The 22,103-nt window shown below is 48.5% G+C and carries 15 protein-coding genes; 14 read left to right on the top strand and 1 reads right to left on the bottom strand.

Translation table 11 applies throughout. The annotated features are described in order from the left end of the window. Nucleotides 1-17: 17 nt before the first annotated feature. Entirely contained in the window at nucleotides 18-860 is an 843-nt protein-coding gene (locus tag AB3N00_RS05125; protein ID WP_413033619.1) for a helix-turn-helix domain-containing protein, read from the bottom strand. Nucleotides 861-973: 113 nt separating this feature from the next. On the opposite strand from AB3N00_RS05125, the gene AB3N00_RS05120 reads away from it, so the two are divergent. The 14 genes from AB3N00_RS05120 to AB3N00_RS05055 all read left to right on the top strand — a co-directional run bounded on the left by AB3N00_RS05120 (nucleotide 974) and on the right by AB3N00_RS05055 (nucleotide 22,035). Then, nucleotides 974-2,431, top strand: a complete 1,458-nt coding sequence (locus tag AB3N00_RS05120) for an alpha-L-fucosidase (protein WP_413033618.1) — start codon at nucleotides 974-976, stop codon at nucleotides 2,429-2,431. Between the two features lie 637 nt (nucleotides 2,432-3,068). Beyond that, nucleotides 3,069-8,333: a S8 family serine peptidase gene (locus AB3N00_RS05115; protein WP_413033617.1), complete on the top strand. Its 5,265-nt coding sequence runs from the start codon at nucleotides 3,069-3,071 to the stop codon at nucleotides 8,331-8,333. Nucleotides 8,334-8,753: 420 nt separating this feature from the next. After that, nucleotides 8,754-9,758, top strand: a complete 1,005-nt coding sequence (locus AB3N00_RS05110) for a Gfo/Idh/MocA family protein (protein ID WP_413033616.1) — start codon at nucleotides 8,754-8,756, stop codon at nucleotides 9,756-9,758. Between the two features lie 21 nt (nucleotides 9,759-9,779). Further along, nucleotides 9,780-10,724, top strand: coding sequence for a helix-turn-helix domain-containing protein (locus AB3N00_RS05105; protein ID WP_413033615.1), 945 nt, complete (start codon nucleotides 9,780-9,782; stop codon nucleotides 10,722-10,724). After that, nucleotides 10,717-11,802 (top strand): Gfo/Idh/MocA family protein, encoded by a 1,086-nt coding sequence (locus AB3N00_RS05100; RefSeq protein WP_175396457.1) that lies wholly within the window; start codon nucleotides 10,717-10,719, stop codon nucleotides 11,800-11,802. Before AB3N00_RS05105 ends, AB3N00_RS05100 begins: the two co-directional genes overlap by 8 nt. Before the next feature lie 309 nt (nucleotides 11,803-12,111). Next, entirely contained in the window at nucleotides 12,112-12,858 is a 747-nt protein-coding gene (locus AB3N00_RS05095; RefSeq protein WP_413033614.1) for a FadR/GntR family transcriptional regulator, read from the top strand. Continuing rightward, nucleotides 12,858-14,069, top strand: coding sequence for a M20 metallopeptidase family protein (locus AB3N00_RS05090; protein WP_413033613.1), 1,212 nt, complete (start codon nucleotides 12,858-12,860; stop codon nucleotides 14,067-14,069). Before AB3N00_RS05095 ends, AB3N00_RS05090 begins: the two co-directional genes overlap by 1 nt. Continuing rightward, nucleotides 14,066-15,634 carry an ABC transporter substrate-binding protein gene (locus tag AB3N00_RS05085; protein WP_413033612.1) on the top strand — a complete coding sequence of 523 codons (1,569 nt, stop codon included), beginning with the start codon at nucleotides 14,066-14,068 and terminating at the stop codon, nucleotides 15,632-15,634. The genes AB3N00_RS05090 and AB3N00_RS05085 overlap by 4 nt, the downstream gene beginning before the upstream one ends. 104 nt (nucleotides 15,635-15,738) lie before the next feature. After that, complete coding sequence (locus tag AB3N00_RS05080) at nucleotides 15,739-16,656, top strand: ABC transporter permease (RefSeq protein ID WP_413033611.1); 918 nt, start codon at nucleotides 15,739-15,741, stop codon at nucleotides 16,654-16,656. A gap of 15 nt (nucleotides 16,657-16,671) precedes the next feature. Further along, complete coding sequence (locus AB3N00_RS05075; RefSeq protein ID WP_413033610.1) at nucleotides 16,672-17,601, top strand: ABC transporter permease; 930 nt, start codon at nucleotides 16,672-16,674, stop codon at nucleotides 17,599-17,601. Nucleotides 17,602-17,627: 26 nt separating this feature from the next. Beyond that, complete coding sequence (locus AB3N00_RS05070) at nucleotides 17,628-19,646, top strand: prolyl oligopeptidase family serine peptidase (protein ID WP_413033609.1); 2,019 nt, start codon at nucleotides 17,628-17,630, stop codon at nucleotides 19,644-19,646. Further along, nucleotides 19,643-20,089 carry a hypothetical protein gene (locus AB3N00_RS05065; RefSeq protein WP_413033608.1) on the top strand — a complete coding sequence of 149 codons (447 nt, stop codon included), beginning with the start codon at nucleotides 19,643-19,645 and terminating at the stop codon, nucleotides 20,087-20,089. Before AB3N00_RS05070 ends, AB3N00_RS05065 begins: the two co-directional genes overlap by 4 nt. 325 nt (nucleotides 20,090-20,414) lie before the next feature. Further along, nucleotides 20,415-20,783, top strand: coding sequence for a hypothetical protein (locus AB3N00_RS05060; RefSeq protein WP_413033607.1), 369 nt, complete (start codon nucleotides 20,415-20,417; stop codon nucleotides 20,781-20,783). 10 nt (nucleotides 20,784-20,793) lie between these two features. After that, entirely contained in the window at nucleotides 20,794-22,035 is a 1,242-nt protein-coding gene (locus AB3N00_RS05055) for an exo-alpha-sialidase (RefSeq protein WP_413033606.1), read from the top strand. The last annotated feature ends 68 nt before the right edge of the window (nucleotides 22,036-22,103 follow it).

The following is a 22,103-nucleotide window of genomic DNA, read 5'->3' as shown; positions in this document are numbered from 1 at the left end:
GTCCTCATAATCTATCCTTACGTTGCCAACGGTGTCGTTTGTTTACGAAATTCAGTAGGGGTTAGACCGGTATGTTTCTTGAACAGTCTTGAAAAATAATACAAATCGCGGAAGCCGAGATGTTCGGCAATCATCGTAATGGTGCTTGGTGTACAGGAGAGCAGTTCCTTGGCTTTGTCCACTTTTTTGCCCGTGATGTAATGTATGGGCGGGGTGCCGATCTGCTGTTTGAAGAAACGAATAAAATAGTTTGGATGCATATAGGCAATGCGAGCCAGATCCTGAACCGTTATATTCTCTTCAATGTGGGCATCGATATAAGCCAGTATGGCAGACATTTTTTCAATAACAGGTATATTCAAATAAGTGATCTGCTCCAGATCCAGATTCATCAGATAGTGGGAGATGAGCTCCGTGAGTTTACTTTTGGCCATCATGTGCCCATATACCTCACCTGATTTGGCATGCAAAAGAATGTTATTAAAGATGTCGTTGACCAGCTCAGGTCGCTCTATGGAACAGAAGTGAGGGAACTCCAGAATTTGATAGAGATTGATCCCCCCGACCTTTGCGCTGAAATGACACCAGTATTTGAGAAAAGGTTGATCACTAATGGCCGAATAGGATTGAGTGACCCCCTCAGGCATCAAAAAGAGCTGTCCAGGTGCCGGATAATATTCCTGATCCCTGATCTTCAACCATCCTTCCCCCTCGCATATCCAATAAAATTTGCTGTAGTCGGGAGTATAATCCAGATCACGCCAGTCGGCTCCGCACCGATTGTAGTCGACCATGAACAATTCCACTTGCAGGTTGGACAGGTAGTTCGTAAGCAGCGTCTGATGATTCACGGCTCTCATCTCCTTACAAGGTTATTATTGTCCATCCAAAAGTTAGTGTTCTGCATGTCTATCCGTTCATCATGCCACTACAATACAAGGGAACAGGATAACGAAAGGAATGAGAACAGATCATGGACAGTAACGAATATTTGCAACAGATTGAAGCGACCATTGCGAAAGGCCGATTCAAGGATAACTGGAGCTCGCTTAGTGCTTTTGAGGTGCCGGATTGGTACAAAAATGCAAAGTTTGGCATTTTTATTCACTGGGGACTGTATTCCATTCCGGCTTATGATAGTGAGTGGTACTCACGTAATATGTATATCCAGGGTTCCAAAGCCCATGAGCATCATCTGGCAGTTTATGGCCACCCGAAGGATTTTGGGTACAAGGATTTCATTCCGATGTTCCGTGCTGAAAAGTTCAATGCAGACGAATGGGCTGCGCTATTTAAAAAGGCAGGAGCCAGATATGTGATGCCTGTCGCTGAGCACCATGACGGTTTTCAAATGTATAAAAGCTCCATTTCCCACTATAACACAGTTCAAATGGGACCCAAACGGGATCTTCTCAGGGAGATGAAGACCGCTTATGAGAAGCAGGGTCTGACATTGTGCGTGTCCTCGCACCGGGCCGAGCACTGGTTTTTCATGTCCCACGGGAAGGAATTCGATTCAGATATCAAGGAACCGCTCAGACGTGGGGATTTTTACTGGCCTGCCATGCCTGAACCGGACCATCACGACCTGTATGGCTCGCCGCCATCCACGGAATTTCTGGAAGACTGGCTGATTCGCTGCTGTGAACTGGTTGACCAATATCAGCCTCGAGTCTTTTATTTTGATTGGTGGATTCAGACCGCTGCTTTCAAACCCTATCTGAAAAAATTCAGCGCGTATTACTACAACAAAGGCGAAGAGTGGGGGATTCCTGTAGCGATTAACTATAAACATGACGCATTTGTCCTGGGGTGTGCCGTTCCCGATGTGGAACGGGGGCAATTTGCCGATCTCAAACCGTACTTCTGGCAAACTGATACAGCCGTCGCCAAAAACTCCTGGTGTTACACGGAAAGTAATAACTACAAGACAGCAAATGAAATCATCAGGGACCTGGTCGACATTGTGAGCAAAAACGGCAATCTTCTCCTGAATGTTGGACCTAAAGCGGATGGCAGCATCCCCGATGAAGACAGGGATATTCTGCTCGCGATCGGCGAGTGGCTGGAGGTGAATGGCGAAGCCATATATGATACCACCTTCTGGCGTATCTACGGAGAAGGCCCGACAGAAGTGAAGGAAGGTCAGTTCACAGACGGAGATACCAAAATTTTTACGAGTGAAGATATTCGTTTTACAGTCAAAGAAAGCAGTCTGTACGCAACGGTTCTGGTCTATCCGGATGACGGAGAAGTTCGTATTCAATCCTTGAAGGAGAATTCTCATCATTTTCATGGAATAATTAAGAGCATAGAGGTATTGGGTTTTGAGGAACAACCTCATTGGATAAGAACAGCGGATGCCCTTACGATTACAACGAGAAGTATAAAGAGCGATTCACCTGTGGTATTCAAAATAGAGATGGACTAAAGACGGACGGAGCCGGCAACCATGCCGGTTCTTTTTGTCGTTCTATTCTATTTCAAGATAGTGATGCGATAAGTCTTGGTTATAAAGACTCTAATTTGACCTGTAAATACCCCGATGTTGCGCAATTGCGAAAATGTGATTCCGATCTGTGAGAGACGATAGACTTATAAAAGCATTAAAAAGGCTTAATTTCTATATTTATCAAGAAAAATGCTTGTATATATCGGATTCTGGTTCTATACTATTCCATAAAAATCCAATTAAAAATCAAATTGTATATTATGTGAAATTCATAAAGATTCAAACATCACTCAACCTACTCCCTAATCGATTGATTCATTTACTCCCTGGCAAGTCCTTTGCTAACGCTCGTGATTACCCTCCCATATGAATGCTTATAGACATTCACTCTCATGACTAAACCATAATCTTTCCTCTACTTGACTTCTAGGATCAACAAACAGCTGCTACTGTTTCACATTGTCCCTTAACCAGACCTTTAAAGGAGGTGAGGCTCTATGTAGTGAGTCGGGCGTCTATTGTGGTCCGCAAAAAGGCCGTTTTTCCCGTTTGATTTTGCAGAGAAGGGCATATGCACCAGAATAACTCAAAAACCGGGTAAAAGGAGTGGAAAAGTTTGATAAAGATTAATCGGTTACGCAAGCCCATCTCCATGGGGCTCTCGCTTCTCCTTGCATTTTCGATCGTACATCCGGTATCAGCTGAAACCTCCGCATCACAAAAAATCGACATGAAATCTGGCCTGGCCAAGGTTTCGACATCCAAAGTCAACGCGAAGTTGACCAAGCAGTTTGAAGATAGTGACTATGTCACCTATCTGGTGAAAATGAAGGAACAGGTGGATACCTCAGCTGTCTCCAAACAGGCCATGGAAAAGGCGACAATAGAGAAACAAACGGCTTCAGCAACCAAGCTGTCCGTGCGGAATTCTGTTGTCAGCTCTCTGCGGGAAACGGCATCTCGGACTCAGTACACGCTGGAAAGCTATCTCGAGAAGGAAATTGACCTGGGCAAGGTCAAAGAATATAAAAGCTATTTTATCGTCAATTCATTGGCCGTAACGAGTACTAAGGAAGTCATGGAACAGATTGCTCTGCTGCCCGAAGTGGAGAAAGTCCTTCCTAACGAAACACGTTACTTGCAAAAAGCCGAGGTAAGCAAAGAAAACGCAAGTGCGGCCCCGGCTGCAGATCCTGCCAAAACGCCAGCCAAAGAAGATGCAGCAGATGCCAATGACTCGGCAGCCGCATCAAAGGGTAACCTGGCGACAGAGAACGTTGAATGGAATATCGATTATATCAATGCACCCGCTGTTTGGGAGAGAGGAATCGATGGAACAGGCATCGTTGTTGCCAATCTGGACAGTGGAGTTGATTATACTCATCCAGCTCTTCGCAGCAAATGGAGAGGACTTGATGCATCAGGCAATATCGTCGATCCAGAGCTCAGCTGGTATGATCCACATAGTAACGCTTCCCTGCCTGCCGATGAGGATGGGCATGGTACACATACGATGGGGACAATGGTAGGTTCAGAAGAAGATGGAAGCAATCAGATCGGGGTTGCTCCAGGTGCCAAATGGATCGGTGTACGGATATTTAATCCGGAAACAACGGATGCCATTATCCTGGACGGCGGACAGTGGCTGATTGCACCTGTGGATGCCGAAGGCAACCTTCATCCTGAACTCGCCCCAGATGTGGTCAACAACTCCTGGGGTGGCGGTGCAGGACTGGACGAGTGGTTCCGGCCAATGGTACAAGCCTGGCGGGATGCACAGATTTTCCCCGAGTTTTCTGCCGGTAATGTGAGATTGACGAATCCTGGAGGCCCAGGTTCGGTCGCGAATCCTGCCAATTATCCTGAAAGCTTCGCCACAGGCGCTACGGATATTAACGGTAATTTGGCTTCCTTCTCACTCCTCGGTCCATCTCCATATGACGAGATTAAGCCAGAAGTTTCGGCACCAGGGGTCAATATCCGTTCCTCTGTTCCAGGTGGGGTATATGAGGGAGGATGGGACGGAACATCCATGGCAGGCCCGCATACCACAGCACTTGCAGCACTCCTGCTTCAGGCCAATCATTCCCTGACCGTAGATCAGCTGGAACAGATTATTATGGATACAGCAACTCCGAGAACGGATAGTCAATATCCAACATCGCCAAACAATGGATACGGACATGGCATTATTAATGCGCTGGATGCTGTCGGCTCTGTACTTGAAGGGATCGGAACGGTATCAGGGCGGGTGGTTACCGCAGGAGATGATCTTGAGGAACCAGTCCTGGCACACACACCTGTTAACTCAGCTTTCACAGGACTTGATATCCCGCTCACTGCGCATGTAACGGATAACGTTGGCGTGGTTTCGGTAGAAGCATTCGCCAAAACGACAGGCACGAGTCAGTACGTCTATCTGCCGATGAACCGCATCGCGGGAGATAGCAAGGATGGAACCTATTCAGCTACCATTCCGGCATTTCTGATTGAGCCGGAAGGGGTGGAGTATTATATCCGGGTTAACGATTACGGCAATAACGGATTTGAGAGCCAGGTGTATAAAGTGGCTGTATCCAATGGTGTACAGCCAGGATATGTTCAGGATTTTGAAGAAGATCAATTGGGCTTCTCAACAGGCGGAACAGGAAGCACCTGGGTTTGGGGAGCACCGGTCAGTGGTCCTGGCAGTGCAGCCTCCGGCGACAAGGTGATTGCAACCAACCTGGAAGGTACGTATGCAGGGAACAGCAATGCATACCTGCTGGCACCACCTATTGATCTTACCGAAAGTCCGGAAGGTGCATTAGTCTCCTTCAAACACTGGTTTGATCTGGAGAGCAATATTGACTTCGGCAAAGTGTACATCGCTACCGAAGACAATGATTACGTGTTTGAAGAGTTGTTAAGCTTCACGGGAACAGGCGGTGATTGGAAGACACAGTATGTGGATCTGCGAGAATATGCAGGGCAGCAGGTGTTCATCCAGTTTAACCTGACCAGTGACAATTCTGTCCAAAAGGCAGGCTGGTATATTGATGACTTCTCCGTACAATCACCGGATGATATCGCTCCGGGGGCGCCTGCAGAATTAAGCGCAGCGGCCGACATTTTGGGTAATGTGGCATTGTCCTGGAATGGACCTGACGATGAGGATCTCGAGTCTTACATTGTCTATCGTTCGACGACATCCGGTGCCGACTACGAGGCGATTGGAAGTACACGAGCGACGACATTTACAGATACGGCCACAGTGACGGATGCAACGTACTATTATACCGTTGCTGCTCTGGATTATAGTGGCAATGAAAGCGAGAAGTCGAATGAGGTATCCATCACGGTTGAGGTGCCGGAAGATATTTACGTCGATCATTTTGATGGCAGTGACGATAATGGATGGACCCACTCGGGAACCAAGGATGAATGGGAACGCGGTGTTCCGGTCAATGGCCCTGCAAGTGCCGTTTCTACGCCGAATGTCTGGGCAACCGATCTGGATAATACGTACGAGAACGGATCGAACTATTCGCTGGTATCGCCAGTTGTGGATTTGACGGAAACCAATGATGCTACACTGACCTTCAACCACTGGTATGAGATTGAAAGCGGATATGACTATGGCTATGTGGAAGCGTCAACAGACGGAGGAAGCACATGGTCTGAACTTGGCAAGTTCTCTCATAGTTCTAACGGGAAACAATGGACGCCGGTATATTACGATCTGAGTGCGCTCACTGGAAACGAAGTTCAATTCCGATTCCGCCTGACCTCGGACAGCAGTGTGGTTAAGACGGGCTGGTATATTGACGATTTCCGCATTTTGAGTATCGCACCTGAGACGGTAACACAAGATAGCGCGGCAGTTCTTAGCAGTGACAAACCTAAACCGGTTTATGACAATTCCTGGTACAAGGTTACACGAACCGATAAGGCTGAATTTAATCAAACCAAGCAGCAGCAGCCGGAAGCAGAGAAACCTGAAACAGGTTCCGTTACTCCGCAAAGCCTGCCTGCAAGTGCAACGGTCACCGTTCTCGAAACCGGACGTTCGGTGAAAACAGACCCATCGACAGGAAAATACAGCTTCACCCATGTAGCGGGTGATTATACATTGAAAGCTGAGGCTTACGGATACTATCCGCGGACTCAGACAGTAACCATCACCGATGGTGATGGAGCAAAAGCCAATTTCAATCTGGAAGCCATCCCTCATGGACAGATTGAAGGTGTAGTTACCGACGAACGGACAGGCGAACCGCTGGTCGACGCTTCCGTTCTCGTACTGGAAGATGCTCAGGTAGGTGAGGTTCGTACCGGCGCAGACGGCAGCTTCGTTCTTGATGTGCTGGAAGGAAGCTATACCCTATCCGTCAGAGCTGCCGACTATTACAGCAAAACCGTAAATGTGACGGTGCCTGGAAATGGTACAGCGGAAGCGAGTGTGGCATTGAAGCCATTTATCGGTTTCCCTGGGGAAATCGCATATGACGATGGAACAGCTGAGAATGCCAGAGCTTTTGTTGCCGCTGATAATGCTTGGGCTGTGCGAATGACACCTGAGCAGGCAACGGCTCAAGTAACAGGTGCATCGCTTCGATTCTGGAACACCGAGTGGCCTGTACCTGGTGGAACAGCATTCCAGTATGCCGTATATGATGCTTCCGGCGCAGATGGCGCACCTGGACGTTTGCTGGCAGGACCGTTTGACGGTACAGCTTTACGTAACGATCAGTGGACCAGCGTTGAATTCCCGGAGCCAGTTATCGTGAACGGCGATTTCTATATCGTTTATGTACAGTCTGTGGCCGGGACAAGCGCACCGGGACTGGCAACCGACGAGAATGGCACCAATGCGGGGCGGAGCTGGCAGCGTGTAAGCGGCGTGTGGAGCACAGCACCAGCGGAAGAGGGAAACTATATGATTCGTGCGGTGGTGAGATATCCGGTAAACGCACCAGTCATTACGGCACCGACGAACACGTATTCGAATAAATCGACCTTCACCGTGTCCGGAACCTCTCCGGCGAATGGAGCTCAGATCAAAATCTACAATGGCAAAGATGTGGCAGGAACCACAACGGTTGAAAATGGGAAGTTTAAGTTGGACGCCAAACTTCGTCCAGGGGTCAATGCATTCACAGCAGAAGCAGTGATCGGTGGGAAAGTAACGGACCGCTCGCTTCCAGTTGTCATTATCCAGGATCAAACGCCGCCGCAATTAACACTTCTTACACCAGAGGAAGGAAGCCGGACCAATGCAGAAGTTGTGCATGTTTCGGGCAGCGCAGTGGAACAATTTCTCAACAAGGTTACGGTAAACGGCGAGACGGTTAAGTTGGAGAGAGATCGCAGCTTCAGTCATCGTATTCTCGTCAATGAAGGGGAGAACACAATTACGGTCATTGCGACGGACCTCGCGGGCAATAAAGCGACGGTAACCCGTAAGGTTTATGTGGAAACAACGCTCCCTGAGTTAACCAATATTACACCTGCAGAAGATGTACGCATTGCGTCAGGAGAAACCGTAACAGTTTCCTTTGACAGTGCTCCAGGTCTGACGGCATCATTCCGAATTCAGCTGCCGTTGAATCTGAATACTGAAGGCGGATCCGAGATTCCATTGGTGGAAACGGAGCCTGGCCACTATACGGGCACGTATACTACACCTTCCACATTGGTACTTGAGGGAGGAGTCATCGTCATTCGTGTCCAAGACGCAGCAGGGAACAAAATCGAGACCGAAGCACCAGGACGGCTGTTCGTGACTGCCGGGGAAGAACCGGGTCCGGAAGACCCGAACCCGGAAGAGCCGAGCCCAGAGGACTCGAGCCCAGAGGATCCGAGCCCGGAACCACCTGCCGAGGAGACTCTGCTTCCTTAAATTTCTTAACTCAGTATTTTGCATCATTCGATTCCACTCGCTCCGGGGTGCAATATATAGACGAATAGAACCATTTCGATCTATATATTGAAGATTGGAAGTCACTTATTGGATTTATGCAAAATGCTCAACTGGATAACGAATCCAATGATTCAACAGGCGAGGTGCCATGCATATGTATATGCGTGAGCACCTTGTCTCTTTTTATTCTCCGGATGACCAAGAGTTAACCAAACGGTTGAACCTTACTGATCACGAGGTAGGGAGGGTAGATATTTTTGTTCTAGTTGGATCGATGGTTTTGGAATGAATGTCGCAATTTTATATATTTGTTGTCGTCCGTTCCTATTAAAATGAAATGAAGTCTGTGATAATTTATATTTAGTTGTCAGGATATTATATACTAGGAGGTAAGACATAGTGACCATCAGAATCGGCAAAATAAGCTTATGGCATGTGCATGCATGGGATTACATCAAGCAAGTCCAGGAGCATGAGGACACTGAAATAGCCGCAGTTTGGGATGAAGATGCCAAGCGCGGGCAGGAAGCTGCAAGCCGTCTGAATGTACCCTTCTATGCGTCACTTGAAGAGATGCTGGCACAGAAGGATATTGACGCCGTTATTGTGGACGCACCTACTCGTGACCACAAGGACGTAATTACCGCTGCTGCCAAAGCAGGTAAACATATTTTTACGGAAAAAGTCATCGCTTCAACAGTAAAAGATGTCAATGCGATCATGGCTGAGGTGCGTGAGCAAGGAGTCAAAATGACCGTGTCCTTACCTCGCTTGAATGACGGGTATACGTTAACCATTCAGGACGTGCTTCAGCAAGGCCTGTTGGGAAAAGTGACTTATGTCAGGGTTCGCTTGTCTCACAATGGAGCCATTGCAGATTGGCTGCCGCAGCACTTTTACAGCTTGGAGGAATGCCAGGGAGGTGCTATGATTGATCTGGGGTGCCATCCTATGTATCTGACCAGACTCTTCCTGGGGCAAGAAGTGACCGGCGTAAATGCCAATTTCGGTTATGTCACCGGCAAAGAGGTAGAAGATAATGCTGTTGCCACCTTGTTCACGGATTCAGGAGCGATTGGTGTGGTAGAGGCTGGCTTTGTGAATAGTCATTCTCCATTTACCATTGAAGTTCATGGGACGGAAGGAACCTTGTTGTACGGAACACCTGACGACAAGCTGCTTCTCCGCACCAATGCGGGGACAGAGGCCTATAAGGAGTGGACGGAGCTTCCCCTGCTGGATAAAAGAGAAAGCGCATTCAGTCAGTGGGTCTCTCATATTCAGAACGATTCCTTGGCTGCTGAAAATCTGCAGATCGCCGCCGAATTGACACGCCTGATGGAGGCTGCCAACACCTCTGCCAAAGAAGGACGCAGGATCTCCCTGGGTGATTTACAAGGTTAGGCTGGTTGGGGAGGTACGATATTGAACCGATATCCTTTTGAAAAAATGCTTGAACGACAGGACCTCCTTGAGCGGTTGGATATTTCCATTGCATGGGGACATTACGAAATTCGGGTTTTACGATTTCATCTGACATCTTTTCCGGCAGGTCGAATCGTTGATTTTCATAACCATGCGGAATTCGAATTTCATTTTATTCCGCGGGGCAAGGGGAAAGTCATTCTGGGAGACCAGATGCATTCTTTGTCCGAAGGCATGCTGTATTTGACAGGGCCAGGCGTTGTTCATTACCAGGAGGCCGATTCCGAAGAGGACATGGATGAACTGTGTCTTCATGTGGATATTGTGGAGCAGCCCAGAGAGAATGTAGATCCCTGGGAGGCAGCAGAATCCGAGGAAACGATCGCCAAGCTCAGAGCGTTGCCACTTGTTCCGGTGCAGGATTACCATCGGGCCATGAACTGTTTTTTGGAAGCGTATGAAGCATGTGATCGTAAATTGATCGGATATTATACTTCCATTAAACAGCTGGTGATCAGCATCCTGCTGAGAACCGTTCGTGCCCACGATAACGGAGAGATTCGGGTAGAAGCACCGGAGCGGGATATGTCCATGTACAGGTATGAATATGCCGTCCAGTACATGGAGGCCAACTACTCCAATGCCTTGACACTGGAAAATGTGGCAGAGAAGCTACATATCAGCACCAGACAGCTGCAAAGAATATTTTACCAGGTGCAGCCGGGCATGCCGTTCAGTCGTGTGCTGGAAGATATTCGCCTGGGTGCGGTTTGCCGCAATCTGGAGGAGAGCAATGGATCCATCGAGCAAATTGCGCTTGTCTCAGGTTTTAACAATGCCAATTATTTACATGCCGTTTTCCGCAAACGTCTGGGGATGACTCCCTCAGCTTTTCGGAAAATGAAACAAACCAAATCAAAAGTGAGGGTGAATGGATATGAGTAAAGTGTACCGTATCGGAATTGTAGGATGTGGCGGGATTGCGAATGGCAAGCATCTGCCGAGTCTCAGCAAGCTTGATAATGTGGAACTGGTTGCATTCTGTGATATTGTCCCGGAACGTGCAGAAGAAGCCAAAGAGAAATATGGCAATGCTGAAGCTGAAGTGTATACGGATTATCTGGAATTGCTGAAAGATGAAACGCTTGATATCGTTCATGTACTCACTCCAAATATCTCACATGCCGAAATTTCCATTGCTGCTCTCGAAGCTGGCAAACATGTGATGTGTGAAAAACCGATGGCGAAGACATCTGCCGAAGCACAGAGCATGCTTGAAGCTGCTGAACGAACAGGCAAAAAGCTGACGATTGGATACAATAACCGTTTCAGAGAAGACAGCTTGTACCTGAAAAAGATGTGTGAAGCAGGAGAGCTGGGATCGATTTATTTTGCCAAAGCACATGCGATTCGAAGAAGAGCTGTACCGACTTGGGGCGTTTTCCTGGATGAGGAGAAACAAGGCGGCGGACCATTGATCGATATCGGCACACATGCACTGGACCTGACGCTCTGGATGATGGATAACTACAAACCGAAGGTCGTTCTGGGCACAACATATCATGAGCTTTCCCAAAAGGAAAATGCAGCGAATGCATGGGGGCCATGGGATCCGAAGAAATTCTCGGTGGAAGATTCGGCCTTCGGCATGATCGTGATGGAAAATGGTGCGACCATTATGCTGGAATCCAGCTGGGCACTGAATTCACTGGATGTGGATGAAGCCAAATGCAGTCTCAGCGGAACGGAAGCTGGAGCCGATATGAAGAACGGTCTTCGCATTAACGGTGAGAAATTCAGCCGTCTCTATACGAATGAAATCTCACTCAGTGCGGACGGAGTCGCCTTTTACGACGGGAAGTCGGAAAGCGCACCGGATGTGGAGATGAGAAAATGGATCGAAGCCATCGAGAAGGATGAGGAGCCTGTAGTTACTCCTAAACAGGCTTTGGTGGTGTCGCAAATCCTGGAAGCTCTCTATGAATCTGCCCGGACAGGGAAAGCCGTTTACTTGAACGAGTAAAGTGAAATTATTTAGAACACAGATACACTTTGAAGAGACGTTGTCGTATATCACGACAACGTCTTTTTCGTTGGCCGAACAAGCATAATACCTATTGCTAACGTAGTGAACGTAGGGTTGTAGCATTATTCATCGACCGAAATATCCCAAAACCGAAATATCCCCAAAGTGAGAAGAGAGTTTATCGAGATTTAAAAAATAATGACGATTCCTCAAAAAAAACTATTGCATATCTGTTTACTCGGAATTATATTATGAATAAGAGTTAATGGTATAAGGTTTAGACATTATATCGATCGGAGTGTTGATATGTTCAACCAACTGACTTTCCAATTCGAGAAAGTTTCTGCCATAAAAGTCAGCGAATTTATCAGGGAACAGTTAGAGGAGGCCATCATTCTTAAGGAAATCATGAGTGAAGACCAGCTTCCTTCTGAACGTGAGCTTGCCGAGATTTTTAATGCAAGTCGAATTACGGTTCGTGAAGCATTATCGGCCCTTGAGAGTAAGGGATTAATCGAGAAGCGGGTCGGTGCCAAGGGAGGTACCTTCGTACTTCCAATCACGGCCAACGCGCATAAACGAACGAAGGAAGAAATCATGCGTGGTTGGGATCAAATGTTACATGTGTTTGAATATCGGACGATTGTAGAGCCGGAAGGCGCTTTTCTGGCTGCTGAGCGGATCACCGCAGGCGAACTGACACTGCTGGAAGGTTTCATCAAGCAGAGTATGGAGCCAGAGTGTACACGGGAATGGTTCAGGGCACTCGATGTCAAGTTCCATCTCACGATTGCCAAGGCTTCGGGCAATCCGTACCTGGAGACGGCAGTCAGACAGATTCGTACCAAGATCAACCCTGCGCTGGATTTGATGCCATACGATGAAAATATCCGGGTTATTAACCAGGGCGTACATACCGAGATTCTTGAAGCCCTCAAATCCCGGGATCCGATCAAGTCAAGGGATACAATGAAACGTCATATTGCATTTTCCGCTGACGCCATCTATTCACGGCTGGTCTCATCGGAACAACAAGAAGGGAATGAGCATTAATGGAACGAGCACAATTATTTCAACTTGCACAGCAATTACAGCCAAAGCTCACGAACTGGCGGAGAGATTTCCATCGCAATCCGGAGATCGGATATGAAGAAGTTCGTACTTCAAGTATCGTCGCCGAGCATCTGGAAAGCCTGGGACTTGAAGTGATCCGTAACGTTGGGAAGACCGGGGTTGTAGGTCTGCTCCGGGGCGAGACGGATGGCCCAACCATTGCACTGCGGGCAGATATGGACGCACTTCCGATCCAGGATCAGAAGTCGGCCGAATACAGCTCCCAGGTCGAAGGCAAGGCTCACTTGTGCGGTCATGATGCGCATACAACGATTCTGATGGGAGCGGTTGAGCTGCTTACGGGTCTCGGCAGGCCGAAGTCGGGCAATATCAAGTTTGTTTTCCAGCCTGCAGAAGAGGGGCTTGCCGGTGCACGAGCCATGATTCAGGACGGTGTACTGGAGAATCCGAAGGTGGATGCGATCGCCGGTCTGCATATGACACCTGGACAGGATACCGGTACCGTCGGTGTCAGTAAAGGGGTGGCTTTTGCTTCGGCAGACCGCTTGGTCATTCGTGTGTTCGGTAAGGGTGGACATGCTGCCCGGCCACATGAGGGTATCGATGCAATTGCTGTATCCGCGCAGGTCATCACCGCTTTACAAAATATCGCCAGTCGGTTGGTAGACCCGCTGGAGCCCGTAGTGGTGACCATCGGTAAAATCACTGGTGGCTACATGGGTACAGCCATTGCGCCAGAGGTGGAGATGATCGGCACGGTGCGTACACTCTCACCAGCTCTTCGTGAACGCATGCCTGCTCTGATTGAACAGGTGGTGAGCGGGGTGTGCGCTTCCTTCGGCGCAGGGCACGAGGTTATTTACGGTGATGGATATCCGGTTGTGGTGAACGATCTGGGTATGGTGGACTTGCTTACCGAAACCGTAGACGGACTGGACTGGGCAAAAGGATGGAGCAGCATTTCGCCGTCCACCGGAGGTGAGGACTTTGCCTTCTACTGCGAACAGATTCCTGGCGTTTTCTTCCGGCTTGGTTCCGGTAATGAAGAAGAACGTACCCGTTATCCGCTTCATCATCCGATGTTTGATCTGGATGAAACGGCAATGCCTTATGGTGTAGGCATACTTTCATCCGTAGCACTTGAATTTTTGGCAAGAAACACAACTTCTGAGGGGGAGCGTACCAAATGAAAAAACGACAATGGACGAGCATGTGGATCACATTACTGGCTGTAGTATTGGTGCTAAGCGCATGCGGTGGAACAAGTGCAGGCACTGACAGCAATTCGGGATCCAGTGGAACAGAAAATGGTGGAACTGCTAGCACAACGCTTACGATTGCAGCTGCTACCGATATTGAGAGCTTTGATCCACATAACAACAACAATACGTCCAGTGAGGCCGTTTTGGTCAACGTGTTTGATTATCTGGTCAAAAATGACAGTGAACAAAACAAGGTTCCCGGTCTTGCAACATCCTGGGAACAAGTGAATGACACAACCTGGCGTTTCAAGCTGCGTGAAGGGGTTACGTTCCATAATGGCGATCCGTTCACTTCAGCAGATGTCAAATATACGATTGAACGTGTAGCCAAAGACGAGACGCTTAAACAAAACAGTTATTTCAAAAATATTGTTGAGGTCAAAGAGGTTGATGAGCATACCGTGGACATCATTACAGATGGACCGGATCCGCTTCTGCTTAACCGCCTGTCCAAAATGGGAGCGGGCATCCTGCCTGCCAAATACATTGAGGAAAACGGCATGGATGCTTTCCTGAAACAACCGGTAGGAACAGGACCTTACAAATTCAGCAAGTGGACAAAAGACGATCGTGTGGTACTCGTGAAGAATGAGAACTACTTCGATGGTGAGCCAAAATGGAATGAAGTCGTATTCCGCGTTATTCCTGAAGCTTCCACACGGGTATCCGAACTGCTCGCTGGTGGAGTTGACGTAGCTGCATCGATTCCGTCCACGGACATTGCCCGCATTGAAGGCGAAGCAGACAAGAAAATTGTCAAAGCACCGATCCAGCGCGTCCTGCAATTGATCTTCCGTCAGACGGAAGGCAGCATCACGGCTGATCCGAAAGTGCGTGAAGCGATTGACCTCGCAATCGACAAACAAGGTATTGTAGACAGCATTGCCGGTGGAGCAGGTATTGTTACCCGCACATCCGTCACGCCAGGAAACTTCGGTGCGGACCCATCCCTGTACAAAACATCGCTATACGATTTGGAAAAAGCCAAACAGCTTCTGAAGGAAGCCGGTTACGCTGAAGGTGAGGCCGAGATGACCATCTCCGTTTCGTCACAATACAAAGAGCAGGTCGAAGTTGTTGCAGCGATGCTGGAGCAAGCAGGCTTTAAAATCAACATGGACGTGCTTGAGCCAAGTGCTTTCAGTGAACGTTACAGCTCCAAATCATTCAAGGAAATCTTCATGATCGGTATTGGTAACTCCCTGTTCGACGCTTCGAATAACTACAACCGTTACATGTTCGAAGAAGCCAAAGGCGAGTCGGATTACAACAATCCCGAAGTGGAGAAATTGCTTCAATCTGCATTGGTGAACATGGACCCTGAGGCTCGTGAAAAAGAGTACCAGCAAGTACAGCAAATCTTCGCTGAAGAACGTCCAGCCGTGTATCTGTACCAGATGGAAGGTGTCTATGGAACGAATGCACGCGTGAACTTCACGCCGCGCAGTGATGAAATGTTCTATGCCGACGAGATTACACCTGCTGCACAGTAATATCCGGCAGAACAACCTGTCATTGCAAGGATAGGCCGTGAACGGCAGGGACTGGGTACACCATGTTCCTGCCGTTCTTTTGTATAGCATGGAGGTGAATGAGGATGGGGAAATACGTACTTAAATCTTTACTGCAAGTCATTCCGGTATTGTTCATTGTTTCGCTGATTGTCTTTATTTTGGTCAGGGTTACGGGTGATCCCGTTGCATTAATGCTTCCCGAGACCGCCACTGCGGAAGACCGTGCGGTGTTAACGCAAGCGCTCGGTCTGGATCAGCCGCTATACACGCAGTATGTGAAATTCCTGGGCAGTGCCTTACAGGGAGATTTCGGACAATCGTTTCGCTATGGACAGCCCGCCTTACAGCTTGTCCTGGAGAGATTGCCTGCCAGCTTCGAACTGGCTGTAGCCGCGATGTTTTTTGCCGTTCTTATGGCTGTGCCACTGGGAGTAGCTTCAGCTGTTAAACGTAATACGTTTACCGATCTTATCATTTCGGGAATATCGGTCGTCGGCAAGGCCATGCCAAACTTCTGGATGGGAATCATGCTGATCCTGTTGTTCTCCGTCATGTGGGGCATTTTGCCCGTTTCGGGTCGCGGCGGTTTGACGCATTTGATCTTGCCGGCTTTTACCCTTGGTGTAGGACTGGCAGCTCAAATGACCCGTCTGATCCGTTCAAGTATGCTGGAGATTCTAAGTCAGGACTATATTCGTACGGCTCGCAGCAAGGGGCTGGGACGAATGGTCGTGATCGGTAAACATGCTTTTCGCAACGGTTTGATACCCGTCGTAACGATTATGAGTTTGCAGTTTACCAGCCTGATCGGCGGAACGCTGATTACGGAAACGGTATTCTCCTGGCCGGGGCTGGGTCAGCTCTTGGTTGTTGCCGTCAATACGCATGACATGGCAATTGTCCAGGCAGCCGTGTTTGTCATTGCCTTAATTGTTGTTGTAACCAATATCTTGACGGATGTAGCTTACCGGCTGCTTGATCCGCGCATTAAATTCGACTAGAGGGAGGTGCAACCTATGTCAGGGAGCAATGAAATGCCCATTCCGGGTGCAGAACAGGAAAGTGAGAGTTTACGTACACCAACAGGATTTCGCTATATTTGGAAACAACTGATCATCAGCAAGACCGGAATGCTTGGCTCTGTGCTCGTTTTACTGGTCGTCTTGATCGCCATATGTGCACCTCTGTTAACGAGTCATGATCCCGCAGCCGTCGATCCGCTGGGTCGACTTAAACCGCCTGCCTGGTTAGAGGGAGGAACTGCTGAACACTGGCTGGGTACGGATAACCTGGGTAGAGACATGTGGAGCCGAATTGTCTACGGTGCACGCGTTTCATTAATAGTAGGTATGGGAGCGGTAATCGTCTCCGGAATCATCGGAGCCATTCTGGGTCTGCTGTCCGGATTTTACGGGAAATGGCTGGATGCAGTCATCATGCGTGTAGGGGATGCCTTCATGGCCATTCCTACCATACTGTTCATGCTTGTGGTGATGGCCATCGTTGGCCCGGGAATCACGACATTGATCTTCGTCATCGGTGTGACCAACTGGGTTCCGTTTACCCGTATCGTTCGAAGCGAGGTTCTCAGTATCAAGGAGCGGGATTTTGTTCATGCTGCACGATCGATTGGGGCCAAGAATGGACGGTTGATCCTGAAACATATTTTGCCGAACATCCTGTCTTCCTTTATTGTCATCTGCGGCATGAATGTCGGAACCACCATTATTATGGAAGCTTCGCTCAGTTTTCTTGGTCTGGGTATCAAGCCACCTGACGTTTCCTGGGGAGGCATGCTCAGTGATGGAAGACAATATGTAGCCACGAGCTGGTGGGTAGCCACATTCCCTGGACTGGCCATTACACTTACGGTACTTGGGGTTATTTTCCTCGGTGATTGGCTGCGCGATGTACTCGATCCGCGAACAGAAACGAACAAAAAATAACAGGACTGGAGAAAGGGGACCCTCAGATGAACAAACGACCGATGATACCAGAGGATTTATATCACTATCGTTCCATTAGCCAGCCAGTGATCCATCCGAATGGACAGGTGGCTTACATTGAGCAGACCATAGATCGGCAAAAGAACGAGTATAACACCCGGATTCGGGGAATCTCACTGGATGGCAGCAATGATGTGGAGCTTACGAATGGCACCAAGGATACGGCGCCGGCCTGGTCACCCGATGGAACACAGCTCACTTTTTTGCGTCTGGAAGATGGGGGCAAGGGATTATGGACACTTCCAGCAGATTCAACCGAACCGGTCAGGCTTATCTCTCCGGAACGTAAAATATTGGATTATGCATGGTCGCCAAACGGGCAGTATATTGCCTTTACCAGTAAAGTGCAGATGAATGACGAGGAAGGCAAAGGCGAACTGGAAAATGAGGCAGCAACCGTGCTGCGGGGTAAAATTTTTGAGCGTACCACCCCAAAAGCGGAAGGTTCCGGCTGGTGGGATGGGCTATATAGCCATCTGTACGTTTATGAGATCGGGAGTGAAGAGATCACTCCAGTCACTTCCGGACAGTGGAATGTCAGCGGGCCAGCATGGTCGCCAGATAGCCAGAGCCTTGCCTTTATTTCCAAGCAGGTGGAGGATGAGGACTCCGATGCGGATCTGTTGTACTTTGCAGATGTATACACCATAGGGCTGGGAGAGAGCCATCCTTCCAAAGTTACTGATTCCAGCTTGCTGGTTAGCCAGTTCTCCTATTCACCCGATGGTCAGGTATTCTACCTGATCGCCAGCGACCGTGAGTTTGGCAGCGGGAGTCATAACAGACTATATGCTGTTCCCCTCCAAGGAGGGGTGCCCAAGCTGATTAATACGAAAATGGATATGCAGCTCGGTAATGCTGCTCTTGGAGATATGAAATCCGCTGGTCCGTCTCCATCACCAATCTGGGATGACAGACATCCGGAACTTGGCATGTATGTACTGGGTACCGAAAATGGAAGTGTGGAGGTATACCGCATACATGAGAATGGAGACTTTCAATCCATCACCGGAAGTGGTGAGAAGGATGTGTTTCAATACACGTTATCACCTGATGGAACAACGCTGGTCATTGCTGCTCTGACAGCGGGTCATCCTGCGGAACTGTATCGTGTGGATATAAGCAGCGGCGAAACGTTCCGGCTTACCCGGCGAAACGACGAATGGATCACCGGGCTGGAAGTGAATGTGCCTGAACGAATGGAGTTTACATCCTCAGACGGATGGCGTATTCAGGGATGGTTGCTGCAACCTGCGAAACGTGACTTGAATGTCAAAACCCCGCTGATTTTGCAGATTCATGGGGGACCACATGCGATGTATACGGGAACGTTCAGTTTCGAGATGCAGTCTCTTGCGGCACAAGGCTACGCCGTTCTATGGGTGAATCCGCGTGGAAGTATGGGATACGGGCAGGAATTTGCCAGAGCTTGCCGTGGTGATTTTGCTGGGGGAGACTTCCGAGATCTGATGGAGGCGGTCGATTATGCCCTTGATACATACGACCACCTGGATGAATCACGTCTGGGTGTCGGAGGCGGCAGCTACGGAGGGGTTATGACGAACTGGATCGTTGCCCATAGCAACCGGTTCAAGGCTGCTGTAACTCAGCGTTGTATCTCCAACTGGCTGTCCATGTACGGTACCAGTGACATAGGCATCTCTTATGTCGAGGGTGTCATTGGAGGCAATCCGGCAGACCATGCTGAGCTGCTGTGGTCCCGTTCACCTCTGGCTCATGCACATAAGATTGAAACACCGCTTCTGATTATGCATGGAGAGCAAGACTACAGAACCCCGATTGCACAGGCGGAGGAGCTCTATACCACTCTCAAACGTTACGGTAAAAAGACCAAACTGATTCGCTACCCAGGGTCCAATCACTCATTGCTCAAAAGCGGTAAACCTTCATTGCGGGTGGACAGCTTCGAACAGGTCAATGCCTGGTTTAATCAGCATCTTCGAAATGAGGCGGGGGAAGTATGAGTCTGGTACGGCTTTCGATTCCCGTGGGGATGCTGGTGGAGAATGTTCTGACGAGTGGTGTAGCGAGTGAAGTGATTATTGATTGTTTGCACCGGAGGGATCTTGCTTCATTGCGTTCCACAATCAAGGAACCAGCGATGGATTTGGAAGAAAGACTGAAGACCGCTGAAGAAATGGGTGAGGATTGGGCAGAGGCCATTCGTAGCGGATACCAGTTCAAATTTTTGCATATTAATGCTTTAAAAAGGGTGCTGGACTTCCGTTTCGGTCTTAAACTGGATCGGGATTATGTGCAAGAAGATCTGACGCTGCGGAATATTAAGCTGAACTGCGAACAGATTCAATTGCTTCGTTCTCTATTAGACAGACAATGGTCTGTTATAGAAGATGAGGGGCATGAAGAAGGATTAATTCCAGTTGATATCAAACTGAAATACCAATAAGATACAGCAAAAAGGCCTGTTGTAGGACAGGCCTTTTTGCTGTAATTACAAAACTGATTTTTATGAGCCTAATGGAGATGAAACTGTAAACAACCATTGTAAGTGGTTGAAGATTGATCATAATTCCCTTGATAACAGCCGGCATAGCAACTCAGATTGTGGATGGTTTGTTGATTAAGCAAGCAGGGAGCAAGGAGCAAGGAGTGGAATGAAGGGGAACTAGATTTGTTGGGATATATTAGCCGTGCCGGACGATAGACAGGAACATAGTATAGTCTAAACGGAAAGAATGGTACCTTTTCCTGCAGAGAAAGGAGTGAAACTTTTGCCGAATAGTACAGGGCTGATCTATAATCCGGTAAATGGTCCAACTCAATCCACTCAGATTATTGTCACATGCATCAATGACTCTCTAAACGTACCCGTCAATATTGAGCTTGAAGTTTTCAGATGGGACACGACCCAAACCGCACGTTTTACCGTTGGTCACGATCTGTTTCAATTGAACCCCCAAGCAACAAGGACGTTAATCTATCCGCTGATTAATGGTGCGTTTTTCGAGGTCCAGAGTGATTTTTTCAGTGCTACAAGTACTATTATCAACGTTTACGGCGTGGACTCGACTGGTCAGGTTATCCAACGGATTCTTCAGTCGGAAATGACCTTGATTGACCGATTTACAAATATTCCTTAAAGGAAAGAAGGTGAGCATATTGCCAGTTGTTAATATTACTGGTGCGCTGGGAGGGAACCAGTTTGAACCTTCCATTGCCGTGAATACGTTAAATCCAAATATTATGTGTGTCGTTGCGGTCGACACCAGCACAGGGCCCACATTAACAGGTTTTTACCGTACAATTGATGGCGGCAGCACCTGGTCAACGACAGTGCTTCCACAGCCTTCGGGTTACTCCGGGGCAGAGGCGCCTACCATTGACTACACTTTTCCGAGTACATTTATAGTGACGGTTCACTTGTTCAATGGTATCAATGATGGCACGATTGCCAGTTACACTTCGTTTGATAATGGTGAAACATGGCAGCCCCCCGTTATCGTCCAAGCCGGATACGGAACGATCGTTCATAATGATGAGCCTTTCATTGCTGTGGATCGGTCTCCGGGAAGTCCATATCGCGGGCATGCCTACGTGGGGTATACACCTCTGGCTACGACGTCTTCTGCCATCTTTACGCAAAGGTCAGTGACACAGGGTTTAACCTGGGAACCACCAGACCGACAATCCAACCCGCGTGGGATTCATGACCGTGCAGCGTTAGCCGTTGGTTTCTCGGGACAGGTCTATGCGGGATATATCATTACAGGTCCTGCGAGTCCATCTGCCTTACTGCGGATATCTTACGATGGTGGCATTAACTATGAACCCCAGCTGGATCGACAGGCCACATTCATCTCGTCCGTTGTGCCTGCACCTTCACCATTGCCTGTACCCAACTATGCTTTTCGAGTCCAAACTAACCTGTGTCTGGGTGCGGATATATCCGTTGGACCAAACAGCGGAACCGTATACGCTGTCTGGAATGATGCCCGAAATGGTTATACGGATGTCTTCCTCAGCAAATCTCCCGATGGGCTTCTCTGGTCCGCCCCTGTAAGTATTACCGGAGCCCCTCCCGGTACTCAGAACTTCTTCCCTTTCATTACGGTGTCGCCATTTGCGGGAACGATCAGGGTCATCTATATGACAAACCGAATAGATGGATTCTTATTGGATGTATTCGTTGCCGAATCATTTGATGGTGGGGCCACTTTCAGTAATCGCAGACTCACAACGACTTCCTTTAATCCAAATGGAAATTCCCCTGTACCCACAGTACTCATTGGGGATTATATTACTGCTGCCACTGCGGCTCCGGATAATCTGGCTGCTGTGTGGATGGCAACCACACCACCAACAGGAAAACTGGACGTTTATTTTGGTACGTAACCCTGTTTGAAGAGCCTTGGCAGCCCTGCCAAGGCGAATCTATAATTCTTTTCTATTAGCCTACACCT

Origin of the sequence: Paenibacillus xylanilyticus (assembly GCF_047246825.1) — a bacterium.
GTDB lineage: Bacteria > Bacillota > Bacilli > Paenibacillales > Paenibacillaceae > Paenibacillus > Paenibacillus xylanilyticus_B.
Note: the sequence above shows the minus strand (reverse complement) of the source record. Positions and strands in the feature narration are given on the sequence as shown.